Origin of the sequence: Pseudomonas sp. GM24 (assembly GCF_000282235.1) — a bacterium.
Taxonomy (GTDB): Bacteria; Pseudomonadota; Gammaproteobacteria; order Pseudomonadales; family Pseudomonadaceae; genus Aquipseudomonas.
Map to the genome: position 1 here is coordinate 26204 of NZ_AKJR01000182.1, position 21268 is coordinate 47471.

Here is a 21268-nt window from a genome sequence, read left to right on the forward strand (position 1 = left end):
CACATTCATTCAGCCGCGAACGGCGCGTGGGCGATAGGCAGTGGGGTAGTAGTCGCGGAACCAGGCGATAAAGCATCCGAGTCCCTCATCCAGCTCTATCCGGGGCTGAAATCCGGTGGCCTGAGCCAGGTCGCTGGCCTCGGCGCAGGTGTTGAGTACGTCGCCCGGTTGCAGCGGCAGCAGCTCGACAATGGCTTTCTGGCCGAGGTGCTTTTCCATCAGCGCCAGATAGGTCTTGAGTTCAACCGGATGCTGCCCGCCGATGTTGAACAACCGCCACGGTGCCATGCTGCTGGCCGGGTCGGGTTGCTTGCGATCCCATTGCGGATCGGCGTGCGGCGGGCGGTGGGTGAGGCGAGCGATGCTTTCGATGATGTCGTCGATGTAGGTGAAATCGCGCTGGTGTTCGCCGTAGTTGAACAGCTTCAGCGGCATCCCTTCGCTGATCGCCCGGGCGAACTGGATCGGCGACATGTCCGGCCGGCCCCAAGGCCCATACACGGTGAAAAAGCGCAGGCCGGTGCAAGGAATGCCGAACAGGTGGCTGTAACTGTGCGCCATCAGTTCATTGGCTTTCTTGGTCGCGGCGTACAGCGACAGCGGATGATTGACGCCGTCCTGCACCGAGTACGGCGTGTGCTGGTTGGCGCCGTACACCGAACTCGACGAGGCGTAGATCAGGTGCTCGACCGGGTGATGCCGGCAACTCTCCAGAATGTTGAGGAAACCGTTCAGGTTGCTGTCCAGATATGCCCGTGGATTTTCCAGCGAGTAGCGCACCCCGGCCTGCGCCGCCAGGTGAATCACCACTTGCGGACGTTCGCGGACAAACAGCGCTTCGATGGCCGAGGCATCGGCCAGGTCAACCGTGGCGAGCTGGAAATCGCCGACCTGCTCACGCACCCATTGCACGCGATCGTGCTTGAGTTGCGGGTCGTAGTAGGCGTTGAAATTATCCAGACCGACCACCGAGTGTCCGTCGCGCATCAGCCGCAGCACGCAATGGGCACCAATGAAGCCGGCCGCACCGGTGACCAAGACCTTCATGGCCGTAGTCCTTCAGGCGCAATGTGACGTAGACCGATGCCGCTGTAATGCAGGCCGGCGGCCGCCACTTGTTCCGGGTTGTACAGATTGCGGCCGTCAATGATTACCTTCGAGCGCAGCTTTTCGGCGAGCAACTCGAAATCGACCACGCGGAAGTTTTTCCACTCGGTGCAGATCACCAGGGCATCGGCGTCTTCCAAGGTGTCGTCGCGGGTGGCGCACAGGTGCAGGTCTTTGCGGTAACCGTAGAGGCGCCGGCATTCGGACATGGCTTCCGGGTCGTAGGCCTGCACACTGGCACCTTCGGCCCACAGCGCATCCATCAGATAACGGCTCGGTGCTTCGCGCATGTCATCGGTGTTTGGTTTGAACGCTAGACCCCATACAGCAATCGATTTACCCGCCAGGCCTTGCGGGAACTGTGCTTTGAGTTTGCTGAACAGAATGTGTCGCTGCAGGTCATTGACGTCGGTGACGCTGCGCAGCAGTTTCAGCGGCATGCCGTTGTGTTCGGCGGTGTGCAGCAGCGCGCGCAGGTCTTTGGGAAAGCACGAGCCACCGAAGCCGCAGCCCGGATAGATGAAGTGGTAGCCGATGCGCGGATCCGAACCGATGCCTTTGCGCACCGCTTCGATGTCGGCACCGAGCAGTTCGGTGAGATTGGCCAACTCGTTCATGAAACTGATGCGCGTGGCGAGCATGGCGTTGGCGGCGTACTTGGTCAGTTCGGCGCTGCGGTTGTCCATGAACATCAGTTTTTCGTGGTTGCGGCAGAACGGTGCGTATAGCTCGCTCATCTGCTCGCGGGCCGCGTCGTCGCGGGTGCCGACGATGATCCGGTCCGGACGCATGCAGTCGGCGAGGGCGCTGCCTTCTTTGAGGAATTCCGGGTTGGACACTACCCGCACTTGCAGATCAGTCTTGCCGCGGCGCAGCAGTTCGCTGTTGGCGGTAGCCAACACCTGATCAGCCGTGCCCACCGGTACCGTGGATTTGATGATGAGGGTGCGGTCAGCTTCCATATACGAAGCGATTTGCCTGGCGACGTTGAGCACGTGGCTGAGGTCGGCGGAGCCATCCTCATCGGCCGGGGTGCCGACGGCGATGAAAATCAGCTCGGCATGCTCGACCGCGTCGCTGGCCTGGGTGCTGAACAGCAGACGGCCGGCCTTGATGTTTTCCTCAAGCGTGCTGGACAAACCTGGCTCGCTAATGGGCGGCACCGCTTGTTGCAGTTGTTTAATCTTGTTTGGGTCAATGTCCACGCATAAAACGCGATGACCGACATCTGCAAGTGCGGCGGCTTGTATAAGTCCGACATAGCCAGTGCCAAATACGCTCACGTCCATCTGCGCACCTCAATAACACCAAAAGTTAACTACGGAATGAGATTGTTAAAGGGGTATAGCGCAGCGTTTGAAAAGCGTGTCAGCAAAATGACATGTTGCATCTGTATAACACTTGAGCATTTTTTGGCGATTGGCCATCAAGTCATTGCTGCGATTGAATTTGTTGCTTTTGTGCAGATTTGTTCAGATTTTAAATAAGCGATAAACGGTCGTAAGCCGCTAATTTAAAGGCTTGTAGCGTCTTGGTTGTGTCAGATTTGAGTCACCGTTTTTTTGACGATTTCTATAAAAAACAGTCAATTCTTGCGCTTTGATGGCCGGGTGCTAGTGTCAGGTTCTGACTGACAAACCTTTGACTCCCTGCCGTTTGCCCGATCGGTATCGCCATGTTCAGATATGCCAAAGAATTGTTCTTAATTGTTTATTTGTTGATTTATTCCGAATATTACATTGATCGGTTAAATGCTATCGGCTTCAGTTTTTCTGTACTTCTTTTTGGCGCGATGTTTTTGGCGCTTACTTTGGCGTTATATCTAATGGCGTATATAAGGCAGACTCTCATTCGCCACGTGTTCGCATTGGCAATGTTTGTCTCGGCAGTGTTTTTCGATGTCTATACCCGGGTCACGGCGGATTACCTGACCTACAGCGGTTTCGTGTCATTGGTTTACTCCGGCGGTTTCATCCAGGAAGCGGCGTACCAGTACCGGGACGCGCTCCTGCGTGGCGTGCTCAGTGGTTTGCTGTTGCTGTTCGGCATCGGTCTGAAGCCCCGCCATGGGTTGGCGGTTCCCAACGCTTTGCGTGTGGCGGCGCCACTGTGTGGTGTGCTGCTGCTCAGTGCGGTGCTGTTTTTGCGTGCGGGTGAGGGCGCGCGCGGCTTGCCGATCATGTACACGCCGCTGGCCTACCTCAATCTGTTTGCCTATGAAGCGCTGCACAACACCGTCGGCCCGCGCGAACCAGTGACGCTGGCGCGTAACACTCAAGCCGTCGATCACGACATCGTGCTGATCATCGACGAAAGCATCTCCGGCAATTACCTCGACATCAACGCGCCGTTCGGTGTGCACAGCAACCTCAAACAGGCGCGTCCCGGCGTCGATGTCTTCAATTACGGCTACGCGGCGTCCATCGCCAATTGCAGCGCCGACACCAACGTGACCCTACGCTATGGCGGCACCCGCGCCGACTACATGCGCATCAACAGCACGCTGCCGTCGATTTGGCAGTACGCCAAGAAGGCCGGTCTGCGCACCGTGTACATCGACGCCCAGCGCACCGCCGGCAACCTGCAGAACCTGATGACCGAAACCGAGAAGAAGGACATCGACCAGTTCGTGCAATTCGACCAGACCAGCGTGCGCGATCGCGACATGGCGGCGGCAGCGAAGCTGATCGAATTGCTCAACGATGACCAGCCGGAGCTGGTGGTGATCAACAAGGTCGGCGCGCACTTCCCGGTGCATGACAAATACCCGGATGCGTTCATGGCCTACCGCCCGACCTTGCCGCGCGGGCAGTTCACCGAGGTGGCCGATACCGGCGAGCGCAACGGTTTCAATGGTCAGCCTGATGATTGGGTGTTGTACCGCAACGCCTACAAGAACACCGTGTTGTGGAATGTCGGCGAGTTCTTTGCGCGGGTCTTCGCTCAGGGCAATCTGAACAATGCGTTGCTGATCTATACGTCTGATCATGGCCAGGATTTGCATGAGCGCGGTAATCCGGGCTTGAACACTCACTGCGGTGGCGATCCAGTGGAGGAGGAAGGATTGGTGCCGCTGGTGGTGATTCAGGGCAGCGATCTGAAAACGCTGGACTGGTCGGCACAACTGGCGGCGAACAAGGATCGTTCCAGTCACTACAACATTTTCCCGACGCTGTTGCAGTTGATGGGCTATGACCTGACGGGGATCGAGGCTGTTTATGGCAAGCCACTGAGTGTCGCGACGGCGGATGAATTTACCTTCAACTACCGCTTCAATGCGCGGCTGGGGGCCAAGCCTGAGTGGAAGCACATTGATCTGGGCAGCATTGTCACGCCATCGCAGGCGCCGGCGAGTGTCGCGGCCGGTCAGTAAGTTTTGAGTTGGCAGGACTGGCCCCATCGCTGGCAAGCCAGCTCCCACAGTGTTTTAGGGTGAATTCAATATTTGTGAACAACCTCATTCCCTGTGGGAGCTGGCTTGCCAGCGATGAGGCCATAGAGTTCACCGCAAGATTCAGCTCTGTCACCGGCATCCGCTATCCTTGCCCCACACTGACCGATCAGGTGGCGGCATGCTTCGTGTTGAAAACGTCTTCAAAAGTTATCTCACCCCGCAAGGCCCATTGCCGGTGCTGCAAGGCGTCGACCTGACGCTGGAATCCGGCAGCAGCCTGGCACTGATGGGCGAATCCGGCAGTGGCAAAAGCACCTTGCTGCACCTGGTGGCCGGCCTCGACAAAGTCGACAGCGGCAGCATTCGCAGCGGCGAGCATCGATTGGAAACGATGAACGAGGCGCAACTGGCGAATTGGCGGCGCAGCGAAATCGGCCTGGTGTTCCAGCAGTTCAACCTGATCGGCAGCCTGCGCGTCGAAGACAATCTCGCTTTTCAGGCGCGCCTTGCCGGGCGTCATGAGCCGCGTTGGCAGGCGCATCTGGTGCAGCGTTTGGGCCTCGGCGATTTGCTCAAGCGTTATCCCGAGCAACTTTCCGGTGGTCAGCAGCAGCGGGTCGCGTTGGGCCGGGCGCTGGCCTCGCAGCCGAAATTGCTGTTGGCCGATGAGCCCACCGGTAGCCTCGACGAAGCCACCAGCGACGAAGTCCTGCGGTTGTTGCTGGAATTGCTCGATGACACGCCAACCACTTTGTTGATGGTCACCCACAGCCCGCGAGTCGCGGCCCGATTGGCGCAGCGAGTGGTGTTGTCCAGTGGACGGCTGACGTGATCGTCTTTGCGCAAACGCTACGCGCGTTGCTCAGCCATTGGCGGCGTCATCCGGTGCAGTTTTTCAGTGTGCTGACCGGGTTGTGGCTGGCGACCAGTCTGTTGACTGGCGTCGAAGCGTTGAACAGTCAGGCGCGCGACAGCTACGCGCGGGCCAGCCAATTGATCGGCGGTGAACCGCAGGCCAGTCTCAGCACACCGAACGGGGCGACTTTTGCGCAGCAATGGTTCGTTGATCTGCGTCGACAGGGCTGGCCGGTGTCACCACTGCTGCAGGGTCGGTTGCTGCTCAAGGGCCATGAAGATCAGCGCCTGCAACTGATGGGCATCGAGCCGGTGTCATTGCCGGCCGATTCCGCAGTGGCCGGGCAGGCGCTGCCGATTGAGCGTGTCGTCGAGTTTTTCACGCCGCCGGGCAGTACCTGGATTTCACCGGAAACCTTGCAAGCGCTGGGTCTGCGTGAAGGCGACACGCCGCAAACGGCGAATGGTCTGCGATTGCCGCCGTTGCTCGCGCAAAAGGACATGGCGCCCGGCCTATTGCTGGTGGACATCGGCGTCGCGCAAACCCTGCTGGAACAACCCGGACAATTGTCGCGGCTATTGCTGCCCAAGGATTTTCACGCCGAGTTGCCCGCCGCGTTCAAGGGGCAGTTGCAGCTCAAAAGCAGCGGCGAGGAAAACAATCTGGCGCGACTGACCGAGAGCTTTCACCTGAATCTCGATGCGTTGGGTTTTTTGTCGTTCATGGTTGGCTTGTTCATCGTCCACGCTGCTATCGGGCTGGCTCTTGAGCAACGGCGCGGTCTGCTGCGTACGCTGCGCGCCTGCGGCGTCAGCGCGCGGATGTTGATCTTGTGCTTGATCGTTGAGCTGGGTGTGCTGGCGCTGATCGGCGGATTGTTCGGCGTGATCAGCGGCTATTGGTTGGCCAGCGTGTTGCTGCCGGATGTCGCCGCCAGCCTGCGCGGATTGTACGGCGCCGAAGTGGCGGGGCAGCTGCGCCTCAGCCCCTGGTGGTGGTTCAGCGGCATCGGCTTGAGCCTGTTCGGCGCGTTGCTTGCCGGGGCCAACAGTCTGTTGCGCGCCGCCCGTTTGCCGTTGTTGGCCGTGGCGGATCCGCAAGCCTGGCATCAGCAATACGCGCGCTGGCTGCGCCGACAAGGTTGGCTGGCGGCGCTGTTGGCGATGATTGCGTTGGTTGCATTGATCTGGGGCGACAGTCTGGCCAGCGGTTTTGTCCTGATGGCCGGATTGCTGATCGGCGCAGCATTGGCGCTACCGGTGTTGCTCAGCGCGCTGTTGAATCAGTTGCTCGGACGCAGTCGCTCGGTGCTCGGTCAGTGGTTTCTTGCCGATTGCCGCCAGCAACTGCCGGCACTGAGTCTGGCGTTGATGGCATTGCTTTTGGCGCTCGCCGCCAATATTGGTGCGGGCAGCATGACCGCCGGTTTTCGCCAGACCTTCAACGACTGGCTCGAACAACGCCTGAGCGCCGAGCTGTATATCAACCCGAGTAATCCGGCGCAGTCGCGGGAAATGTACAGCTGGCTCAAGCAGCAGCCGAATGTTGCGGCGATTCTGCCCAACTGGCAGGTCGCGGTGACGTTGCAAGGCTGGCCGGCGGAAGTGTTCGGCATCATCGATCACGCGCATTATCGCCAGCACTGGCCGCTGCTTGATGCGATGGGCGACGATCCGTGGGCACATCTGGCCACGGATGATGCGGTGATGCTCAGCGAGCAAATCGCCCGGCGCCTGAAATTGCACGTGGGTGAAAATGTGGCGATTCCGACACCCAACGGCACTTGGTCGCCGCGCATCGTTGGCATCTATGCCGACTACGGCAATCCCAAGGGGCATTTGCTGGTCAGTATCCACCACCTGCTGCGCGGCTGGCCGCAACTGACGCCGAACCGTTTCAATCTGCGCATCGAACCGCAGAACATTCCGGCGTTGTTGAACAGCTTGCAGACGCGCTTTCAACTCGATGACAGCCGCATCGTCGATCAGGCGCGGCTCAAGGGCTGGTCGGTGCAGGTTTTCGAACGCACCTTTGCGGCCACGGCGGCTTTGAACAGTTTGACCCTGGCGGTGGCTGGCGTGGCGCTGTTCATCAGCCTGCTGACCCAGAGTCAAAGTCGCCTCGGCCAACTCGCACCGCTATGGGCGCTGGGCGTAACGCGACGGCAGTTGATGCTGCTCAATCTCGGGCAGACCTGGCTGCTGGCGGTGCTGACGCTGGTGCTGGCGTTGCCACTGGGGATCGCGCTGGCGTGGTGTCTGGACGCGGTGATCAACGTGCAAGCGTTTGGCTGGCGGCTGCCGTTACGGGTGTTTCCGTGGCAATTGCTGCAGTTGATGGGGTGGGCGTTGCTGGCGACGTTGCTGGCGTCGGCATGGCCGCTGTACTCGCTGTACCGCACGCAACCGGCTGATCTGCTGAGGACGTTTGCCCATGAGGATTAACCTCGTTGTGCTGATGGTTTTGTTGCTGCTCGGTGGTTGCGATCAATCGGTGCCGGAGCAAAAGGGCTTCGCCGGGATGGGCGATCAGGCGTTGGCGTTTACGCCGGTGGTGCCGGGTCGGGTGTTCAGTTTTCCGGCGGATCACGCTGCGCATGACGGTTTTCGCATTGAGTGGTGGTACGTCACCGCCAATCTCAAGGATCAGCAGGGCAATGAATTCGGCGTGCAGTGGACCTTGTTTCGCAGCGCTTTAAAACCTGTGGCGGAGACGGCAGGGTGGGGTAATCAGACGATCTGGCTGGGGCATGCGGCGGTGACTTCGAGCACGGTGCATCACGCCGCCGAACGTTACGCCCGAGGCGGGGTGGGGCAGGCGGGTGTGCAACTGGCGCCGTTCGAGGCGTGGATCGATGATTGGCGGTTTGCCAGTCAGGCGCAGGATCCCCTGAGCGACCTGCAACTCAGCGCTCGCGATAAGGATTTCGCCTATCAACTGCACCTGACTTCCAGCCGCCCGCTGGTGTTGCAGGGCGACAAGGGGTTCAGTCAGAAATCCGAAGAGGGGCAGGCGTCGTATTACTACAGCCAGCCGTTTTTCCAGGCCAGCGGAACGTTGCAGATCGACGGCCAGAGCTACACCGTCAGCGGCCCCGCGTGGCTCGATCGGGAATGGAGCAGCCAGCCACTGACCGCCAATCAAACCGGTTGGGACTGGTTCTCCCTGCACCTGGACAGCGGCGAACACGTGATGCTTTACCGCATGCGCCAGAAGGACGGCGCGCCGTATCTCACCGGTACCTGGATTGCTGCCGATGGCCACACGCAAACCCTGAATAGCTCGCAGATCCAGCTCAACCCGCAAGACACCGCGAAAGTCGCCAATCGGGCGATGCCGGTGAAATGGTCGATCAGCATCCCCGACAAACACCTCGATATCACCCTTGACGCGCTCAACCCCAATGCCTGGATGAACCTGCGCATTCCGTACTGGGAAGGCCCGGTGCACATCAGCGGCAGCCATCCCGGCCAGGGCTATCTGGAAATGACCGGGTACTGAAAAGTATCCACAAATCCCTGTAGGAGCTGCCGAAGGCTGCGATCTTTTGATTTTGCTTTTAAAAAACAAGATCAACAGATCGCAGCCTTCGGCAGCTCCTACAAAGGATCGGTTTGAACTCGGCCTGCTGTGTTGTCCTCTATAGAGAAACCTGTCGAGGATTTGCCATGAGCGACGACCTGCAACCCCCAGACATGACCACCTGGCAGCGTCTGTTTGATGACCGGACCTACTGGCAGCAATCCCCCGACGCGCATTATTTCGATCTGCAACGCATCGCCGATGACCTGCTCGGCCAGGGCGCCATCGATCTTGAGCAATGGCAGATCCTGCGCGCCAAAGCCGACGACCTGCACAAGGATTCCCCCGCGATCAACGTCACCCGTGAACTCGATGACCCCGAAGCCTGAGGACAGCCCCATGAAACCCATCACCCAAGGCGAACACCCCGACGAACCCCGGCCACCGGGCGAAACCGAACGCGACAACGACGCCCTGCGCCCCACCGACCCGAAACAGCGTGAAAACACTGGCAAAGGCACGCCCAGCGGCGAGTCCACCGCGCAGGACACCGCCAAACAACAGACCTCCTCGACACAAACCAAAGCCAAGCCCTGAACAGCGTCTATGCTCAGTGGCACGTTCGTCGCCGAAGCCAATTCGGCGCCGGGCGCTGCCATTCATCACAGGGAAAGTAATGCATATGAAGCTCGACGCACTGGCCAAGGCCATCACCCTCGCAACCGTACTGTCCGCCACCAGCTTCGGCGCCCTGGCTGCCGATATTCCGCTGTCCGCCACTGTTGAAGCCGATCAGGTCACCACCAAAGTGATCTCCGTCGATGCCGCCAACCATCAGGTTGTGCTCGAAGGTGCCGAAGGCAAGCCGGTTCATGTTCAACTCAGCGACAAGGCGAAAAACCTCGCCAATCTCAAGGCCGGCGATCAGGTCAACATCCAGGTACAGCGTTCCGTCGCCGCCTACCTCGATACCGATGTGGATAAAGGTCTGCCTGGCACCACCGAACGTACCGGTGAGCTGCGTAAGGCTCCGGGCAGCGATAACCCCGGCGGCGAAGCGTACCGTCAGGTTCAGGTGCAATTGAAAATCACCAAAATTGATTTGAAGACAAATCAGGTGACCCTGCAAAACCCGGCGGGCGTGTCGAAAGTTCTCGACGTGAAAAAGCCTGAAATCCAAGCCAAACTGAAAGATCTGAAAGAAGGGCAGAGCGTTATTGTCACTTACACCGATATCTTGAAAGTGACCAGTCAACACGAAAGTTGAGCTTTAACTCTACAAGATGACTGCTCTTGTACAGTTTTTGTATTAGAGTAGTCATACTATTAGTTTGGATTGACCTCATTGAAAGTTTCATGAAAGGAATCGTCGATAAATATCTATTAACGCTTTCGTACATAAATTTCATATTCAAGAATGAGGACATAAGCGCCAACTTCTATTAAAATCCTTCCCGTTCGCCCAGTGTCAGGGCTCTTTACCGGTGCATGGATTGCCAGGCCATTACACTGGGCGAACACCTCTTCGGAGTAGTTGTATACAATTTCTGCAAACAAAAAGGGCGACTTTAAAAGTCGCCCTTTTTGTTTGCGGTGGATTAAACCGAGATTTGCACGTCAGGCTTGCTGCTCTTGAAAGCGCTTCAGCGTCGCCTGATACATTTTCGTCCTGCGGTGATTTTTCCCGTAGGTGCCCGCCGCCGCGACGGTACCTGCCTGAATGTGATCCAGATAGCTGAAAATCTTGCGCGGTGATAGAAACTTGATGCCATAACCCAGGCTGCTCATTCGATCTTGCAACGTGTAGCCGGGCACAAGGTCATCCATGCAGAAGTGCAGGCCTTGGGACTTCATCAGGCGCGCATTCCACAATGTGCAGAAACTTTTCAGATGCGTTTCTTTGTACGGCCTTGGCATTTTCGAACGCATACCCAGACGCACTTTTGCTTTACGAACATAGTGCTTGCAGAAGCGCGAAGTTAGACGCCAAGTGTCACGAACAATCCCGCGATTGAGTTGTTCGACACAACCGACTGCAGCCATGTCCGGCGTTTTCGTGCACTCGCGCATCATCATGGCAAACACCTCTTTGTCGTAGACAAAGGTGTCGGTGTGCAACAGAAACAGATAATCGGTGTCGACTTTTTCCAGTGCCAGATCCAGCGCCTTGCCATGCGCAATATGCCCGGCTTCCTTGCCCGGCGAAGGCCGTTCGATCAAGTTGATCCAGTCGAGCGTGCGCAAGTAATCCAGACTGGCATCCGCCGAATCGTTATCCACCACCCACACCGGAATGCGTTGCTCCTGAACGTGCTCACGCAAAAGCTCAAGGCACATTCGGGTGATGTCCGGGGTTTTGTAATTTACCAAGACAAGGCTGAAATTCGACGCTGGCTGGGTTGGTAAATCAAACGCTTTCATGTCGGAAGGGCTCATCTGCGATTCAAAGGCAACAGGGTTTCTTGGCCGCGATCGTAGCGAGGCAACCTTAGTCGAACCTTAATTTGCGGATGTGACGGTAGATGTATGCCGAAGGGAGACCGCTGGTCTTATGAAATGCATGGGGTGCTGCCGGTCATTACCGGATAAAATGCGCGCCCCTCTCACGGATCAAGGAAGAAACGGCGATCGCCGTTGTGTCACGGATGAAACCACTCTCCCTCTACCACCCAGCCCTCTACTGGCTGCGCGTGTGGCAAAAAAGACTGTTCCGCCAGATCGCCTGGCGCTGTTCCAGCAAACGCTATGCACGTCCCCTCGCCACGGCCGAGCGTCTGCCGTTCCGCTACCTCAAACACACCTCGAAACTCATCCGCAAACTCGGCGACTCCGACCTCGCCCTGCAACACAATAAAGTCATCAACCTCAAACTCGCCGTCGCCGCCATCGACGGCGTCATCATCGCCCCCGGCGAACACTTCTCCTTCTGCCGCCTAGTCGGCCGCCCGACGTTGAAACGCGGCTACGTTGAAGGCATGGAACTGTCTTTCGGCGAGGCACGACGCGGGGTAGGCGGTGGCATTTGCCAACTGAGCAACCTGATCCACTGGATGGCGATTCATTCACCGCTGGTGGTGGTCGAACGCTCCAACCACAGCTTCGACCCGTTTCCGGATGAGGGGCGGGTGCTACCGTTCGGGTCCGGGGCGGCGATTTTCTACAACTACGTTGATCTGGTGCTACATAACCCGACGGATCGGAGCTTTCAGCTGAAGTTGAACGTCGGCGAAACACAACTCGAGGGGGAGTTGTTGTGTGATCGGGTGAGGGAGTATCGGTATCACGTATTCCAGGAGGCGCATCGGTTTGTGCGGGAGGGCGCGCGGGTGTATCGGGAGAATGAGATTTGGCGAGAGGTGCGGGAGAAGGGGCAGGTTGGGGAGTTGGTCGAGAGGGTGAGGTTGTATCGGAATCGGGTGGTGGTTAAGTACGACGTGGACGAGCGGATGTTCGAAGCGAGCTAGTATTTTCCGCAAGGTTTTCGTTGGATTTTTTAAGCCACAAGGAAGTAACAAATGATCAACCGTTTCAAAACTGTCGGTATGGCGAGCACTGCGCTTTTTTCAATGTTCATCGCCTTTAATACGTGGGCGCAAGCGCCGCGTGATTACTACGACGGTATGAAGGCAGGGAAGTGCGCGCCAAATTCTGAGCGGCTGCATGAACAAGCGGTCGCAGGTGATCTTGACGCGCAGACGCAGTTTGGCAAAGCCATTCAAGAGAACCTCTGCGGGGTGGTTGAGCAGTGGTCTCCGGGCATGCCGGAAGTGTGGTTTCGCAAAGCTGCAGAGCAAGGTAATGCTGAAGCGCAAGTCGGATTGGCTGAGGAACTTCGTTGGGATCGAAGCGTTGAGGGTGAAGACGCAAGTGTTTACTGGGATTTGAAAGCTGCGGAACAAGGTAACGCCAAAGCCCAGTTCAGTTTGGCGCAGATATACCATCGCGGTGGCCGATCGATCAAAAATCTCAAGGACATGGACAAAGCATTAGCGTACTACCACCAATCCGCCGAAGGTGGGTATCCCTCAGCCTACATGCTGCTGGCAAGCCTCTATGAGAAGGGTGACGGAGTTACACAGGACGATGTTGTTGCCGCTCAGTGGTATCGCAAACTTGCTGAAACCGGTGACGATTACGGACAGCTGAACCTCGCGGAGATGATTGCCGCAGGACGAGGTGTGGACAAGGATGAAGCGCTGGCATTTTCCTGGTTTGGCAAGTCGGCCGCGCTCGGCAATAAGTACGCGCAGTATGAAATGGCGCAAATGCTTGAACAGGGGCGAGGCACCGTAAAAAACCAACGTGAAGCGGCCAAGCTTTACCGCAAGTCTGCGGATGCCGATTTTGGCAACGCGCAGTTGGCGCTTGGGAAAATGTACGCGGAAGGACGTGGCGGTTTGCCAAAAAGCAAATCCAAGGCCGAGTACTGGATGCTCAAAGCCAACGAACGCCGTGCTCCGGGAGCGGAGGAAGCGTTGGAAAAGCTTTGATTTGCAAAGGAAAGGTTTCTTGATTTGAAAGAGGGCGATCATGGGATCGCCCTTTTTTTATTTGGATAAATCAGACTTCTTGTCGCCAAGCAGAGAGTGTGATCACTGTGCCTTCGTCTTTTCTATTACTGATTTCAATCTTGTAGGTGCCGCCACCAATATAGCCTTCAACGAGTGCCTTTCTCTGGTTGCCGCTGATTTCGGCATCCTTCGCATGCTGCTGATAGAAGTCGATGACGTCTGCGTACTCTGTAAAAGTCCGGAGAATGACTTCGAACTCATGTCGTGGACGGCCGGCTATTTTGTCCCAATCACCTTCAATCGGCGTGCCCTCCATCCCCGGCGTCGTGAAAACACCGTGGGCGCCAGCACCTATCAGGTGAGCCCGCTGCGGAAGCATCGCCAGCATGGCTTTGGGAAAGTCGGAAGGTAACTGTGCCGCTGTCCACGCTCCCTGTTCCGGTTTGGTTGCAGCGTATTCAACGCTGGCAATTTTCTGCGCGTTGGCTCGGCGTTCCGGATCATCACTTTCCGCCCATATCGCCATCATCGGAGGCAGTTGTTTACTCCAGCCTATCAAAGATTCGGCATCAGCTTGTTTAGCGCCTTGCGGTTGGAAAATGGTCAGCACGGTTTGCGGGGCATCATTACAGGTCAAAGCCTCCTCACGCGACTTGACCGTGCAGTGGCCATTGACCAGCCCGACAGCGACCAACTGGCCCTTGTCGTTAAGCAACAATGCGCCGCGCTCAAACCCATTGTTGCCATCATCCATGGCAGTAATCATTTTGCTGCCGGCAGGCACACCGTCCGCAAACGTCGACATTTCCGAATCAAGCGCTTCCAGAACTTGCTGCACAATCATTGTGTTGTCGTTGGTATAGCTACCGGTCTGATAGCCAAAAAAATCAACCAGTGCAGAGCGCACCGCGGGATCCTGATTGAGCTTTGGCGCGCGTTCTGCGGCGGGTTCGTTTGAAAGTAACAGGGCAGTGGTGCCGTCGGGGCGTTGTTCGGAGCGAAGGGACAGTGCATTCGCATTGAGGGAGAAGGTGAGGGCGAGGAGGATGGAAAATGGGCGATTCAGGCGTTTCAAGGCTACAGTCCTTTGATTGTTCAGTCCGGGGGAGTAGAGGTTAAACAACGAGATTTCTCAGGGGCTGCCTGCGGTTCTCTCGTTTTTTCTAAAGCAAATACCAGGCTTGTCGGGATTAAAGTTTTTAGTCCTCGTTGAGCCACTCGGCATTTTGCACCATGGCTTCTTCTAGCCACTTATCGAAGCTAGCGTAGGTGGCGTGAAGTTCCCAGCCCTCTGACGCATAAGCATGAATTATCAACACGTGGGGCTGCCCAGAAAGATCCTCTCCATCAAAACACGCGATGTCATCATTCGCGTTGAATTTGGCGAATGGGATCAATGTGCGTTTTGGATAAAGCCGTTTGAGTGTTTTGTACCAGTTGCTGATTGTACCTTCGTTGTATACCAGCAGCCACCAAGGCTCGATGTCTGTTTCTGGTTCAATGGATGCAAAATGCAGGAAGTTTGTAGGGTATGGGTAGGCTGGTAGGCCTTCGATGTTAAGATGGATTTGCATAAGTAATTAATCAGGAGAAAACCACGTTTAGAACGCGGAAAGATTGATGGCCGTTCGGGGTAGACCACCGTCAGACAAAATAAATCTGTCCCCTTTTTTGTATTGTCTCTTTGTCTCTTTGTCTCTTGTGGTCCCCTTTTTACAGTGGGTTCCGTCGAAAGAATTAGAGGCTCTCTATGTTATTCAGGGACAGACCACTTTCAGACAAAATAAAACGTGGTCTGCTCCCCGTTTACAGCTTTACTATTTCAGTTGGTAACTAAATTTCTCATCCAGTCCAAAGTTTTCATCTTGAGTTTTGACTCGATCAAGAATAATTAATATTTTTCTATATGAGTCGCCCATTCGTTCTTCTGAATGTTTTGATTTTGTCCAAATTAATTCAATTGGGCGCTCTACATCGGTGCTGAGTAGATCCCAAAGCGCATTAAGATTATTTCCATAGTATTGAGTAACAGAAAAAGCAGACGCTATCCGCTTATGGAACTCTTGCTCAGATGAGATGGACAATCCATCAAGCTCAACTATCATTTTGATTTACTTCCACTTTCCAATAGGGGTAACAGTTTCGTAATGATCACTAGTTATGTAAAGGAGTCCGTCATCTGAGTAGAGTAGGCTGGTCCCCGGCTGATTGCTCCGCGACATCGTGTTATTGAGACCGACGTCAGCTTCATACCAGGTTCGGCCGGGGGCTGAAGGAAGTACGTTTGTATCGTTGTAAAAAACATCACCGCCTAGCTGCCCGCCAGGAACGCTATTGTTGACTGCTTTACCTTTTTTCCATCCGCTTTGTGTTGCCTGAGCTTTTGTAACGTAATTTGGGGGAAGATCACCAGTAATGGTACAGGGACAGACCACGTTAAATAGCGAGAAAGAGGAGAGTTTCCAAAGGGCAGATTATAGATGCAAAAAAAAGAAACCGTGGTCTGTCCGCCGTTTACGCATTGGTAGGCGTTGGCAGATTTCACGTAGACACGATTGTTTTCCTGCTTGGATTACACCATCACTTCGATGCCAGTTGAGCCCTGCCTGCTGGTGTAATACCGAACTCGAGTTGGTCAAAATATTATTGTATCTACGTTGCCAATGTGTGCTGTTAATTTTTCACGGAAATCCGTTTCGCTGGTGAAGTTAGTGTTGTCAATCATGTTAAGGAACCAAGTCGCGTCTAAAGCTGTGAATATTTCAAGCCATTCTGGTCTTTTAGCTTTCGAATCAGGCATGTCGTTCGCGGCAAAGCCGTGGCCTTTGCCTTCGGATAAATAAAGATAGTTATCTGCGAAGGAGTAGCCTATAACCTTTGGCCAGTTTGAGCTATGCGGGAGGTTTGGCTCCATATCCTTACTAGCAATCACATGAAAAGTTCTCATTTTTTTTCCGGAAGTACGTCGAGTTTGTAGAAGTTTACTTTTTGCCTATCTAGATGGAGTTGTTGTGCTCCGCCATCGCCATATTTTCCAGATTACCTTCAGAAAAAGAAAACGTGGTCTGTCCCCGATACAATTGGTATTTAATCATGGTTCTTGGTTTTTTTTAGTAGGCTTGCAAGCTCTGGATAAGAATCCACCTCTTCCGGTGGAAGTAGATCTATGATTTTTTGTATTTTCCCCGCGTATTCTTGTTCAATCGCTGCTTCTGTCCAGTCTAATTCCGATGCCGCAGCGATAGTTACCTCGGGAAAATTCGAGTCAAGGAGTGCTTTTAAAATCTCTATTGCATCATGAGATCGTAGTTCTCCGAGCGCAGCAGTACTTCGTTCTTGCCAATACTCCTCTTTTGAAAGAATAGTTTCTCGAAGAAGTTTCCAGTCTTCGGAGTCAAATTTTCGCAAAACCCCCTGGGCTACCTGCTCGGTAATGTACTCATTCCAATTCGAGTCTTCATTCTGGCCAAGCCAGTAATTGTATTCATCGTAAGTCTTGCTAGTCATTTTTTATCTCTACTTAGATCGGTGGTGACATAGGTGCGTCGCCCGCCGGGAATGAAGATGTCACGACGCCATTGTCTTTCAACACCTGCCACTGAACACCATCAACCGTTTTGGTGTGTAGAGTGGTCGTAACTCCGTCAACATCGCGCATGAGTACACCCGGTGTTGCGGCTACTTCATCCGTAACCCAAAGTATCTTATCGTTACTCCAAGTTTCCGGCGCTAGTGTGTGTTTCCCTCCTTTTTTGGCCGACATGCCGACGGTACCGTCTTTTCGTTCAAGAATCATTTTGAAATCTTCGACTTTTATCGTGCCGTCCGGGTTTTTCTGCAATACGGTCATCTGGTGCTTAGGGGACTTCAGTACTTCAGAGGAGTGTCCGCCAATTGGTTTATTACTGTTCGGACTACGTGTGCCGAACAGAATCTTGTCTTGCATCTGGGCGGGCAGTGCTCCAGCGTATGGGCGATTATATGGATCAGGTGGTGCTCGACCTTCGTCGTGTTCAGCCTTTTCCGAATCATCCGCCTTCTTACCTTTAGTTTCATCTCCAGGCGGGCAAGAATTCAACCCCAACGGATCCACCCACCCCGTAGGGTTCGGCACGTACTGGTAGCTATTCAACCCACCCGCAAGTTTGATCGGATCCGGCGTCAAAAACCGTCCAGTCCCCGGATTGTAGTAGCGGTGGCGGTTGTAATGTAACCCCGTCTCGGCATCGAAATACTGACCCTGGAACCGCAACGGGTTATCGATCTCGCTGACGTCCAGCGCAGCGAGATTACCGTAGGCTCGGTACTTCGCCGACCACATGATCTCACCGCTGTAATCGGTGAGTTCCTGCGGTGTGCCGAGGTGGTCGAGTTGATAGTAAAACGGCGTAGCCTTGCGCGGGCCTTCGCCATCGAGCATCGCCAGTGGACGGAAGCTGCCCGGTTCGTAGATGTAGCTGCGATAGCGGTTTTCAGCGCTTTCTGCGATCAGGCGTTCACCTTGCCAGAGGAATTCGGTGGTGTGCCCGTCGACGGTTTTTTCGATACGGCGGCCAAAGGCGTCGTATTTGTAGCTCGCGATGCTTCCACCCGGCAGGCTGACACCGACGAGGCGGTGCTGACAGTCGTAGCGGTATTCGGTGACGAGTTTCTGGCCGGCGCCGCGACGCTCGCGAATCAGATTGCCGTAGGTGTCATAGTCGTAATGGCGGTCACCCTGCATCAGCAGGCGGTTGCCTTTGACGTTAGCCAAATTGGCTACGGGCAGGTCATTCTGACCGAGGAGGTTGCCTGCTGGATCGTGGGCGAAGCTTTCCGGTGTCGCACCACGCACACTGATCAGTCGATCCAACGGGTCGTAGTGATAGCTGCGATTACCTTTGCGGGTGTCATCTACGCCGGCTAGGTTGCCATTCGCGTCGTAGTTGTAGCGTCGCTGGAATAGATTTTTGTCGCGTTGGCTAACGCTATGCGCTTGCAGGCGACCTTGTTCGTCGTACTGCTACTGGCTTAGGAGCAAACCCTTTTGTCGCTGTTGCTCGCGACCGGCGCTGAACTGGTGAGAGGTTAAGCGTGAGCCGTTCAGGTCGATGTTGCTCAGGTGTCCGCCGGGTAGATGACGGTAATCGAGTGTGCTGCCATCTGGAAGGCGGCTGTGGCTCAGTTGGCCGACGCTGTCGTATTCGTAACGTGTAGTGCCCCAGCCCTAGTGTTCGGTGATCAGGCGGTCCTGCACGTCGTATTCGTACGCGAGCGGCCAGTTGCCGTCGTCGAAGTTTACCAGGCGCCCCAATGCGTCGTAGCTGTAGTGGATTTCTTCGCCGTCTGGCAAGGTTTTGACCAGCAGACGTCCGGACGCATCGCGCTGGCCTTCGCGGTCCCAGTGGAACTGCACTTTGACGCGGCCGTACTCGTCGCAATGGATCTCTTCGCCTTTCGGGCCGGTAACCATCAATCCAAGCAGTTGCTGTGAATCGCCCCGACTGATCATAAAGTGGTGCATTCGGGATCTCCGGGGATAGGAGCGAATTTCATTTTGGCTGTTATCGCGCGTAATGCCGTCAGAGAGTTGGCATTGGCTAGATCTTCGTCGGTCAATATCAAAAGAGCCATGAGGCCACAAAATCAGGGGGGGCACCCCGAATCCAAGCTTGGAGAATGCCCCCTCTAACTGAATGTGTACTTTTTTGTGATTTCTAAAAATTAAACTCGGCGCTGACTATTCCGTCGTCATCTTTCGAATCGGTCTCATCATTGTCAGGTGTGAGCTGCTCGAAAAAACTAGTAAAGGACGGCGCAATTAGAAATAGTGATGATGCATCATCTTTTGCTTCGTGATACCAGTAATATACTTCTTCTGTGTTTTTGTTAATGCAAAATTGATCTCCTCCACCTGACTCACCAAAAGTATAGAGTTCACCGCGTATTTGGTTCGCATACATTTCATTTTTGTAGTAGATGTTATTTGAATCCGGGGCTAGTCCGTATATTACATCTAAGAATACGAAGCCATCTTGGTCGCCGATAGGCATCTTTTTAGGGGTTTTGAATTTTGCCCCATTGGAAAAGACAATGGCTGTCTTGAATCTATCAAGCAGCTGATTCAAGCTTTCAGAAATTTTAATATCGTCTGGCAAACAATTGCTGGGCCGTTTTGTCTCGAAAGACATCGACTCGGCGCCGAGCTCGTTTAAAATCTTGTCATATGACATAACTAATTCCTCATGTCCGAAGCAGAGCCGATATGGGGGGTATTTCCATGTAGGACTGTTGGTATTAACTGAATGGTCTCTTTGTCAAGATGATGTGGTGTGAGCCCGGCTTTTCGTAGCAGTAGTTTAGCAGCATTGGCGCTTCTCAGGCCTCGATCCTTTTTCAGTCTTTTGTATACTTGTTTGAAATCTTTATCTGTTCCATTTAGTACACCAGGTTTGAATTTGACAGTACCTTTGGACCACTGTGAAAAGTCGGGACGACCGTTAACGAAAGGAATAGGCTCCCCTTTGGTTACTTCGTTGACCTCAGGAATGTCTGAGTACCAAGGGCTTTCCCCCGGTTTTCCTTTTCCGTCGGGCCCCCAGCGACCTTGGTTCCTTGGGAGTCGGGTGCGGGAGGATTTGCCTCTGATGCTCCTGGGCACTCGTCTAAACCTAACGGGTCCACCCAGCCAGTTGGATTATGGACATATTTATAATTATTCAGCCCCCCGCCAGTTTGATCGGATCCGGGGTCAAAAATCGTCCAGTGTTCGGATTGTAGTAGCGATGGCGATTGTAATTTAGACCTGTCTCGGCATCGAAATACTGACCCTGGAACCGTAAAGGGTTATCGATTTCACTGACTTCCAATACCGCGAGGTTGCCGTAAGCTCGGTATTTGGCCGACCACATGATTTCGCCGCTGTAGTCGGTGAGTTCCTGTGGGGGGCCGAGATGGTCGAGTTGGTAATAGAACGGTATAGCCCTGAGCGGGCCTTCGCCGTCGAGCATCGCCAATGGTCGGAAGGTACCCGGTTCGTAGATGTAGCTGCGATAGCGGTTTTCAGCGCTTTCCGCGATGGGGCGTTCGCCTTGCCACAGGAACTCGGTGGTGTGGTCGTCGACGGTTTTCTCAATACGACGGCCGAAGGCGTCGTACTTGTAGAAAATAAATCTGTCCCCTTTTTGTCGCTGTTCTACGGGCGGAAGTTGGTCGGGTAAGCGTTCGCTTCTGGCCGGAAGTGTACGATCGGGAGCGGCAGTTAACCGCCAAAAGCAAGCGCCTGTGAATGGCCGCAATCGGCTGAACCGAGATGCCTACCCCGAAAGGGCTAGACCCTTCCCGAGGAAATAGAAAGTTCGGCTCGCCAGAAATTTTTTTAGGTCGCAACTCCGCGGTCTGCGCCTGGCTTGAACATGAGAGATTCGTCTTCTTGTCTAGCTTTACAGCGCTCTACAAATATCAGCGCTGCGGACGGATCTTTAAGAAAGAGTTCGTATGACTCTCTGCTTATTTCGTAATACTCGTCATAGTCAACCAAGCGGTTGCTAACAGGGATAGAGACATAATACTTCCCACTGGCGGCTTCTATTCCTAAAGTGAATCGCTCGTCTGTATTGACAAAAGTGTCATTGAATTTCATGATTTCCCTCTATAGCGACAGTGGTGATATTTCAAGTTTCGGTGCAATGGGGCCTTTAGCGTCGACTATTGCTTCACTGTTTCCATTTGGCAACCTTCCACCCGGAATCCATAGGTCGTTAGCGCCGGCTTCATTTCCTGATGGAATTCTTAATTGAAGTTCCCTTGGGTTAGTGATGTCCACGCGCAATAATTGATTGTTGCTAAGAAAGCCAGGTTTAAGACCAAAGGAACTCTCAAAGAACAGAAAAGGGGACG

Annotated in this window: 21 protein-coding genes and 2 pseudogenes; 9 read left to right on the forward strand and 14 right to left on the reverse strand. The window is 54.7% G+C overall.

Annotation, left to right across the window (positions count from 1 at the left end; all coding sequences use genetic code 11):
- Positions 1–9 precede the first annotated feature (9 nt).
- Both PMI23_RS19900 and PMI23_RS19905 read right to left on the reverse strand, forming a co-directional pair.
- Positions 10–1047, reverse strand: coding sequence for an NAD-dependent epimerase (locus PMI23_RS19900; protein ID WP_007919479.1), 1038 nt, complete (start codon positions 1045–1047; stop codon positions 10–12).
- The gene (locus PMI23_RS19905) at positions 1044–2396 is read right to left on the reverse strand and encodes a UDP-glucose dehydrogenase family protein (protein WP_007919480.1); all 1353 of its coding nucleotides are present in this window, start codon (positions 2394–2396) and stop codon (positions 1044–1046) included. The genes PMI23_RS19900 and PMI23_RS19905 overlap by 4 nt, the downstream gene beginning before the upstream one ends.
- A gap of 386 nt (positions 2397–2782) precedes the next feature.
- Here PMI23_RS19905 and PMI23_RS19910 point away from each other — a divergent pair, with 386 nt between their 5' ends.
- The 7 genes from PMI23_RS19910 to PMI23_RS19940 all read left to right on the forward strand — a co-directional run bounded on the left by PMI23_RS19910 (position 2783) and on the right by PMI23_RS19940 (position 10146).
- Positions 2783–4480, forward strand: a complete 1698-nt coding sequence (locus PMI23_RS19910; RefSeq protein ID WP_007919482.1) for a sulfatase-like hydrolase/transferase — start codon at positions 2783–2785, stop codon at positions 4478–4480.
- Between the two features lie 199 nt (positions 4481–4679).
- Positions 4680–5333 carry an ABC transporter ATP-binding protein gene (locus PMI23_RS19915; RefSeq protein WP_007919484.1) on the forward strand — a complete coding sequence of 218 codons (654 nt, stop codon included), beginning with the start codon at positions 4680–4682 and terminating at the stop codon, positions 5331–5333.
- Positions 5330–7801 carry an ABC transporter permease gene (locus PMI23_RS19920; protein WP_007919486.1) on the forward strand — a complete coding sequence of 824 codons (2472 nt, stop codon included), beginning with the start codon at positions 5330–5332 and terminating at the stop codon, positions 7799–7801. The genes PMI23_RS19915 and PMI23_RS19920 overlap by 4 nt, the downstream gene beginning before the upstream one ends.
- The gene (locus PMI23_RS19925; protein WP_007919488.1) at positions 7791–8858 is read left to right on the forward strand and encodes a lipocalin-like domain-containing protein; all 1068 of its coding nucleotides are present in this window, start codon (positions 7791–7793) and stop codon (positions 8856–8858) included. Before PMI23_RS19920 ends, PMI23_RS19925 begins: the two co-directional genes overlap by 11 nt.
- A gap of 167 nt (positions 8859–9025) precedes the next feature.
- Positions 9026–9268 (forward strand): hypothetical protein, encoded by a 243-nt coding sequence (locus PMI23_RS19930; protein WP_007919491.1) that lies wholly within the window; start codon positions 9026–9028, stop codon positions 9266–9268.
- A 10-nt stretch (positions 9269–9278) separates the two neighbouring features.
- Complete coding sequence (locus tag PMI23_RS19935) at positions 9279–9476, forward strand: hypothetical protein (protein ID WP_007919492.1); 198 nt, start codon at positions 9279–9281, stop codon at positions 9474–9476.
- An 85-nt stretch (positions 9477–9561) separates the two neighbouring features.
- Entirely contained in the window at positions 9562–10146 is a 585-nt protein-coding gene (locus PMI23_RS19940) for a hypothetical protein (protein WP_042704991.1), read from the forward strand.
- A 350-nt stretch (positions 10147–10496) separates the two neighbouring features.
- Here PMI23_RS19940 and PMI23_RS19945 read toward each other — a convergent pair whose 3' ends face one another.
- A complete protein-coding gene (locus PMI23_RS19945) occupies positions 10497–11300 on the reverse strand; it encodes a glycosyltransferase family 2 protein (protein ID WP_007919494.1) in 804 nt (267 codons plus the stop codon).
- Between the two features lie 224 nt (positions 11301–11524).
- Between PMI23_RS19945 and PMI23_RS19950 the strand changes: the two genes are divergently transcribed.
- A complete protein-coding gene (locus PMI23_RS19950; RefSeq protein ID WP_007919495.1) occupies positions 11525–12343 on the forward strand; it encodes a VanW family protein in 819 nt (272 codons plus the stop codon).
- A gap of 51 nt (positions 12344–12394) precedes the next feature.
- A complete protein-coding gene (locus PMI23_RS19955) occupies positions 12395–13369 on the forward strand; it encodes a tetratricopeptide repeat protein (protein WP_007919496.1) in 975 nt (324 codons plus the stop codon).
- A 70-nt stretch (positions 13370–13439) separates the two neighbouring features.
- Here PMI23_RS19955 and PMI23_RS19960 read toward each other — a convergent pair whose 3' ends face one another.
- The 11 genes and pseudogenes from PMI23_RS19960 to PMI23_RS20000 all read right to left on the reverse strand — a co-directional run bounded on the left by PMI23_RS19960 (position 13440) and on the right by PMI23_RS20000 (position 21011).
- Positions 13440–14465, reverse strand: coding sequence for a hypothetical protein (locus PMI23_RS19960; RefSeq protein ID WP_007919497.1), 1026 nt, complete (start codon positions 14463–14465; stop codon positions 13440–13442).
- A 124-nt stretch (positions 14466–14589) separates the two neighbouring features.
- The gene (locus tag PMI23_RS19965; RefSeq protein WP_007919499.1) at positions 14590–14964 is read right to left on the reverse strand and encodes an SMI1/KNR4 family protein; all 375 of its coding nucleotides are present in this window, start codon (positions 14962–14964) and stop codon (positions 14590–14592) included.
- Positions 14965–15207: 243 nt separating this feature from the next.
- A complete protein-coding gene (locus tag PMI23_RS29405; protein ID WP_081498759.1) occupies positions 15208–15495 on the reverse strand; it encodes a barstar family protein in 288 nt (95 codons plus the stop codon).
- A 6-nt stretch (positions 15496–15501) separates the two neighbouring features.
- Positions 15502–15825 (reverse strand): ribonuclease domain-containing protein, encoded by a 324-nt coding sequence (locus tag PMI23_RS29410; protein ID WP_086935990.1) that lies wholly within the window; start codon positions 15823–15825, stop codon positions 15502–15504.
- A 200-nt stretch (positions 15826–16025) separates the two neighbouring features.
- Positions 16026–16337, reverse strand: coding sequence for a hypothetical protein (locus PMI23_RS19970; RefSeq protein WP_007919500.1), 312 nt, complete (start codon positions 16335–16337; stop codon positions 16026–16028).
- Positions 16338–16477: 140 nt separating this feature from the next.
- The gene (locus PMI23_RS19975) at positions 16478–16897 is read right to left on the reverse strand and encodes a HEAT repeat domain-containing protein (RefSeq protein ID WP_007919503.1); all 420 of its coding nucleotides are present in this window, start codon (positions 16895–16897) and stop codon (positions 16478–16480) included.
- A 13-nt stretch (positions 16898–16910) separates the two neighbouring features.
- Positions 16911–18842, reverse strand: a pseudogene (locus tag PMI23_RS19980) (RHS repeat-associated core domain-containing protein); the annotation flags it as partial.
- A gap of 244 nt (positions 18843–19086) precedes the next feature.
- A complete protein-coding gene (locus PMI23_RS19990; RefSeq protein WP_007919509.1) occupies positions 19087–19602 on the reverse strand; it encodes an SMI1/KNR4 family protein in 516 nt (171 codons plus the stop codon).
- A gap of 2 nt (positions 19603–19604) precedes the next feature.
- On the reverse strand, positions 19605–20030 hold the full coding sequence (locus PMI23_RS30350) for an HNH endonuclease (RefSeq protein WP_157279747.1): 426 nt from the start codon (positions 20028–20030) through the stop codon (positions 19605–19607).
- Positions 20003–20532 (reverse strand): annotated as a pseudogene (locus tag PMI23_RS30045) (RHS repeat-associated core domain-containing protein); the annotation flags it as partial. The pseudogene PMI23_RS30045 and the gene PMI23_RS30350, both read right to left, overlap by 28 nt.
- Positions 20533–20747: 215 nt before the next feature.
- On the reverse strand, positions 20748–21011 hold the full coding sequence (locus PMI23_RS20000; protein WP_007919513.1) for a hypothetical protein: 264 nt from the start codon (positions 21009–21011) through the stop codon (positions 20748–20750).
- Positions 21012–21268 lie beyond the last annotated feature (257 nt).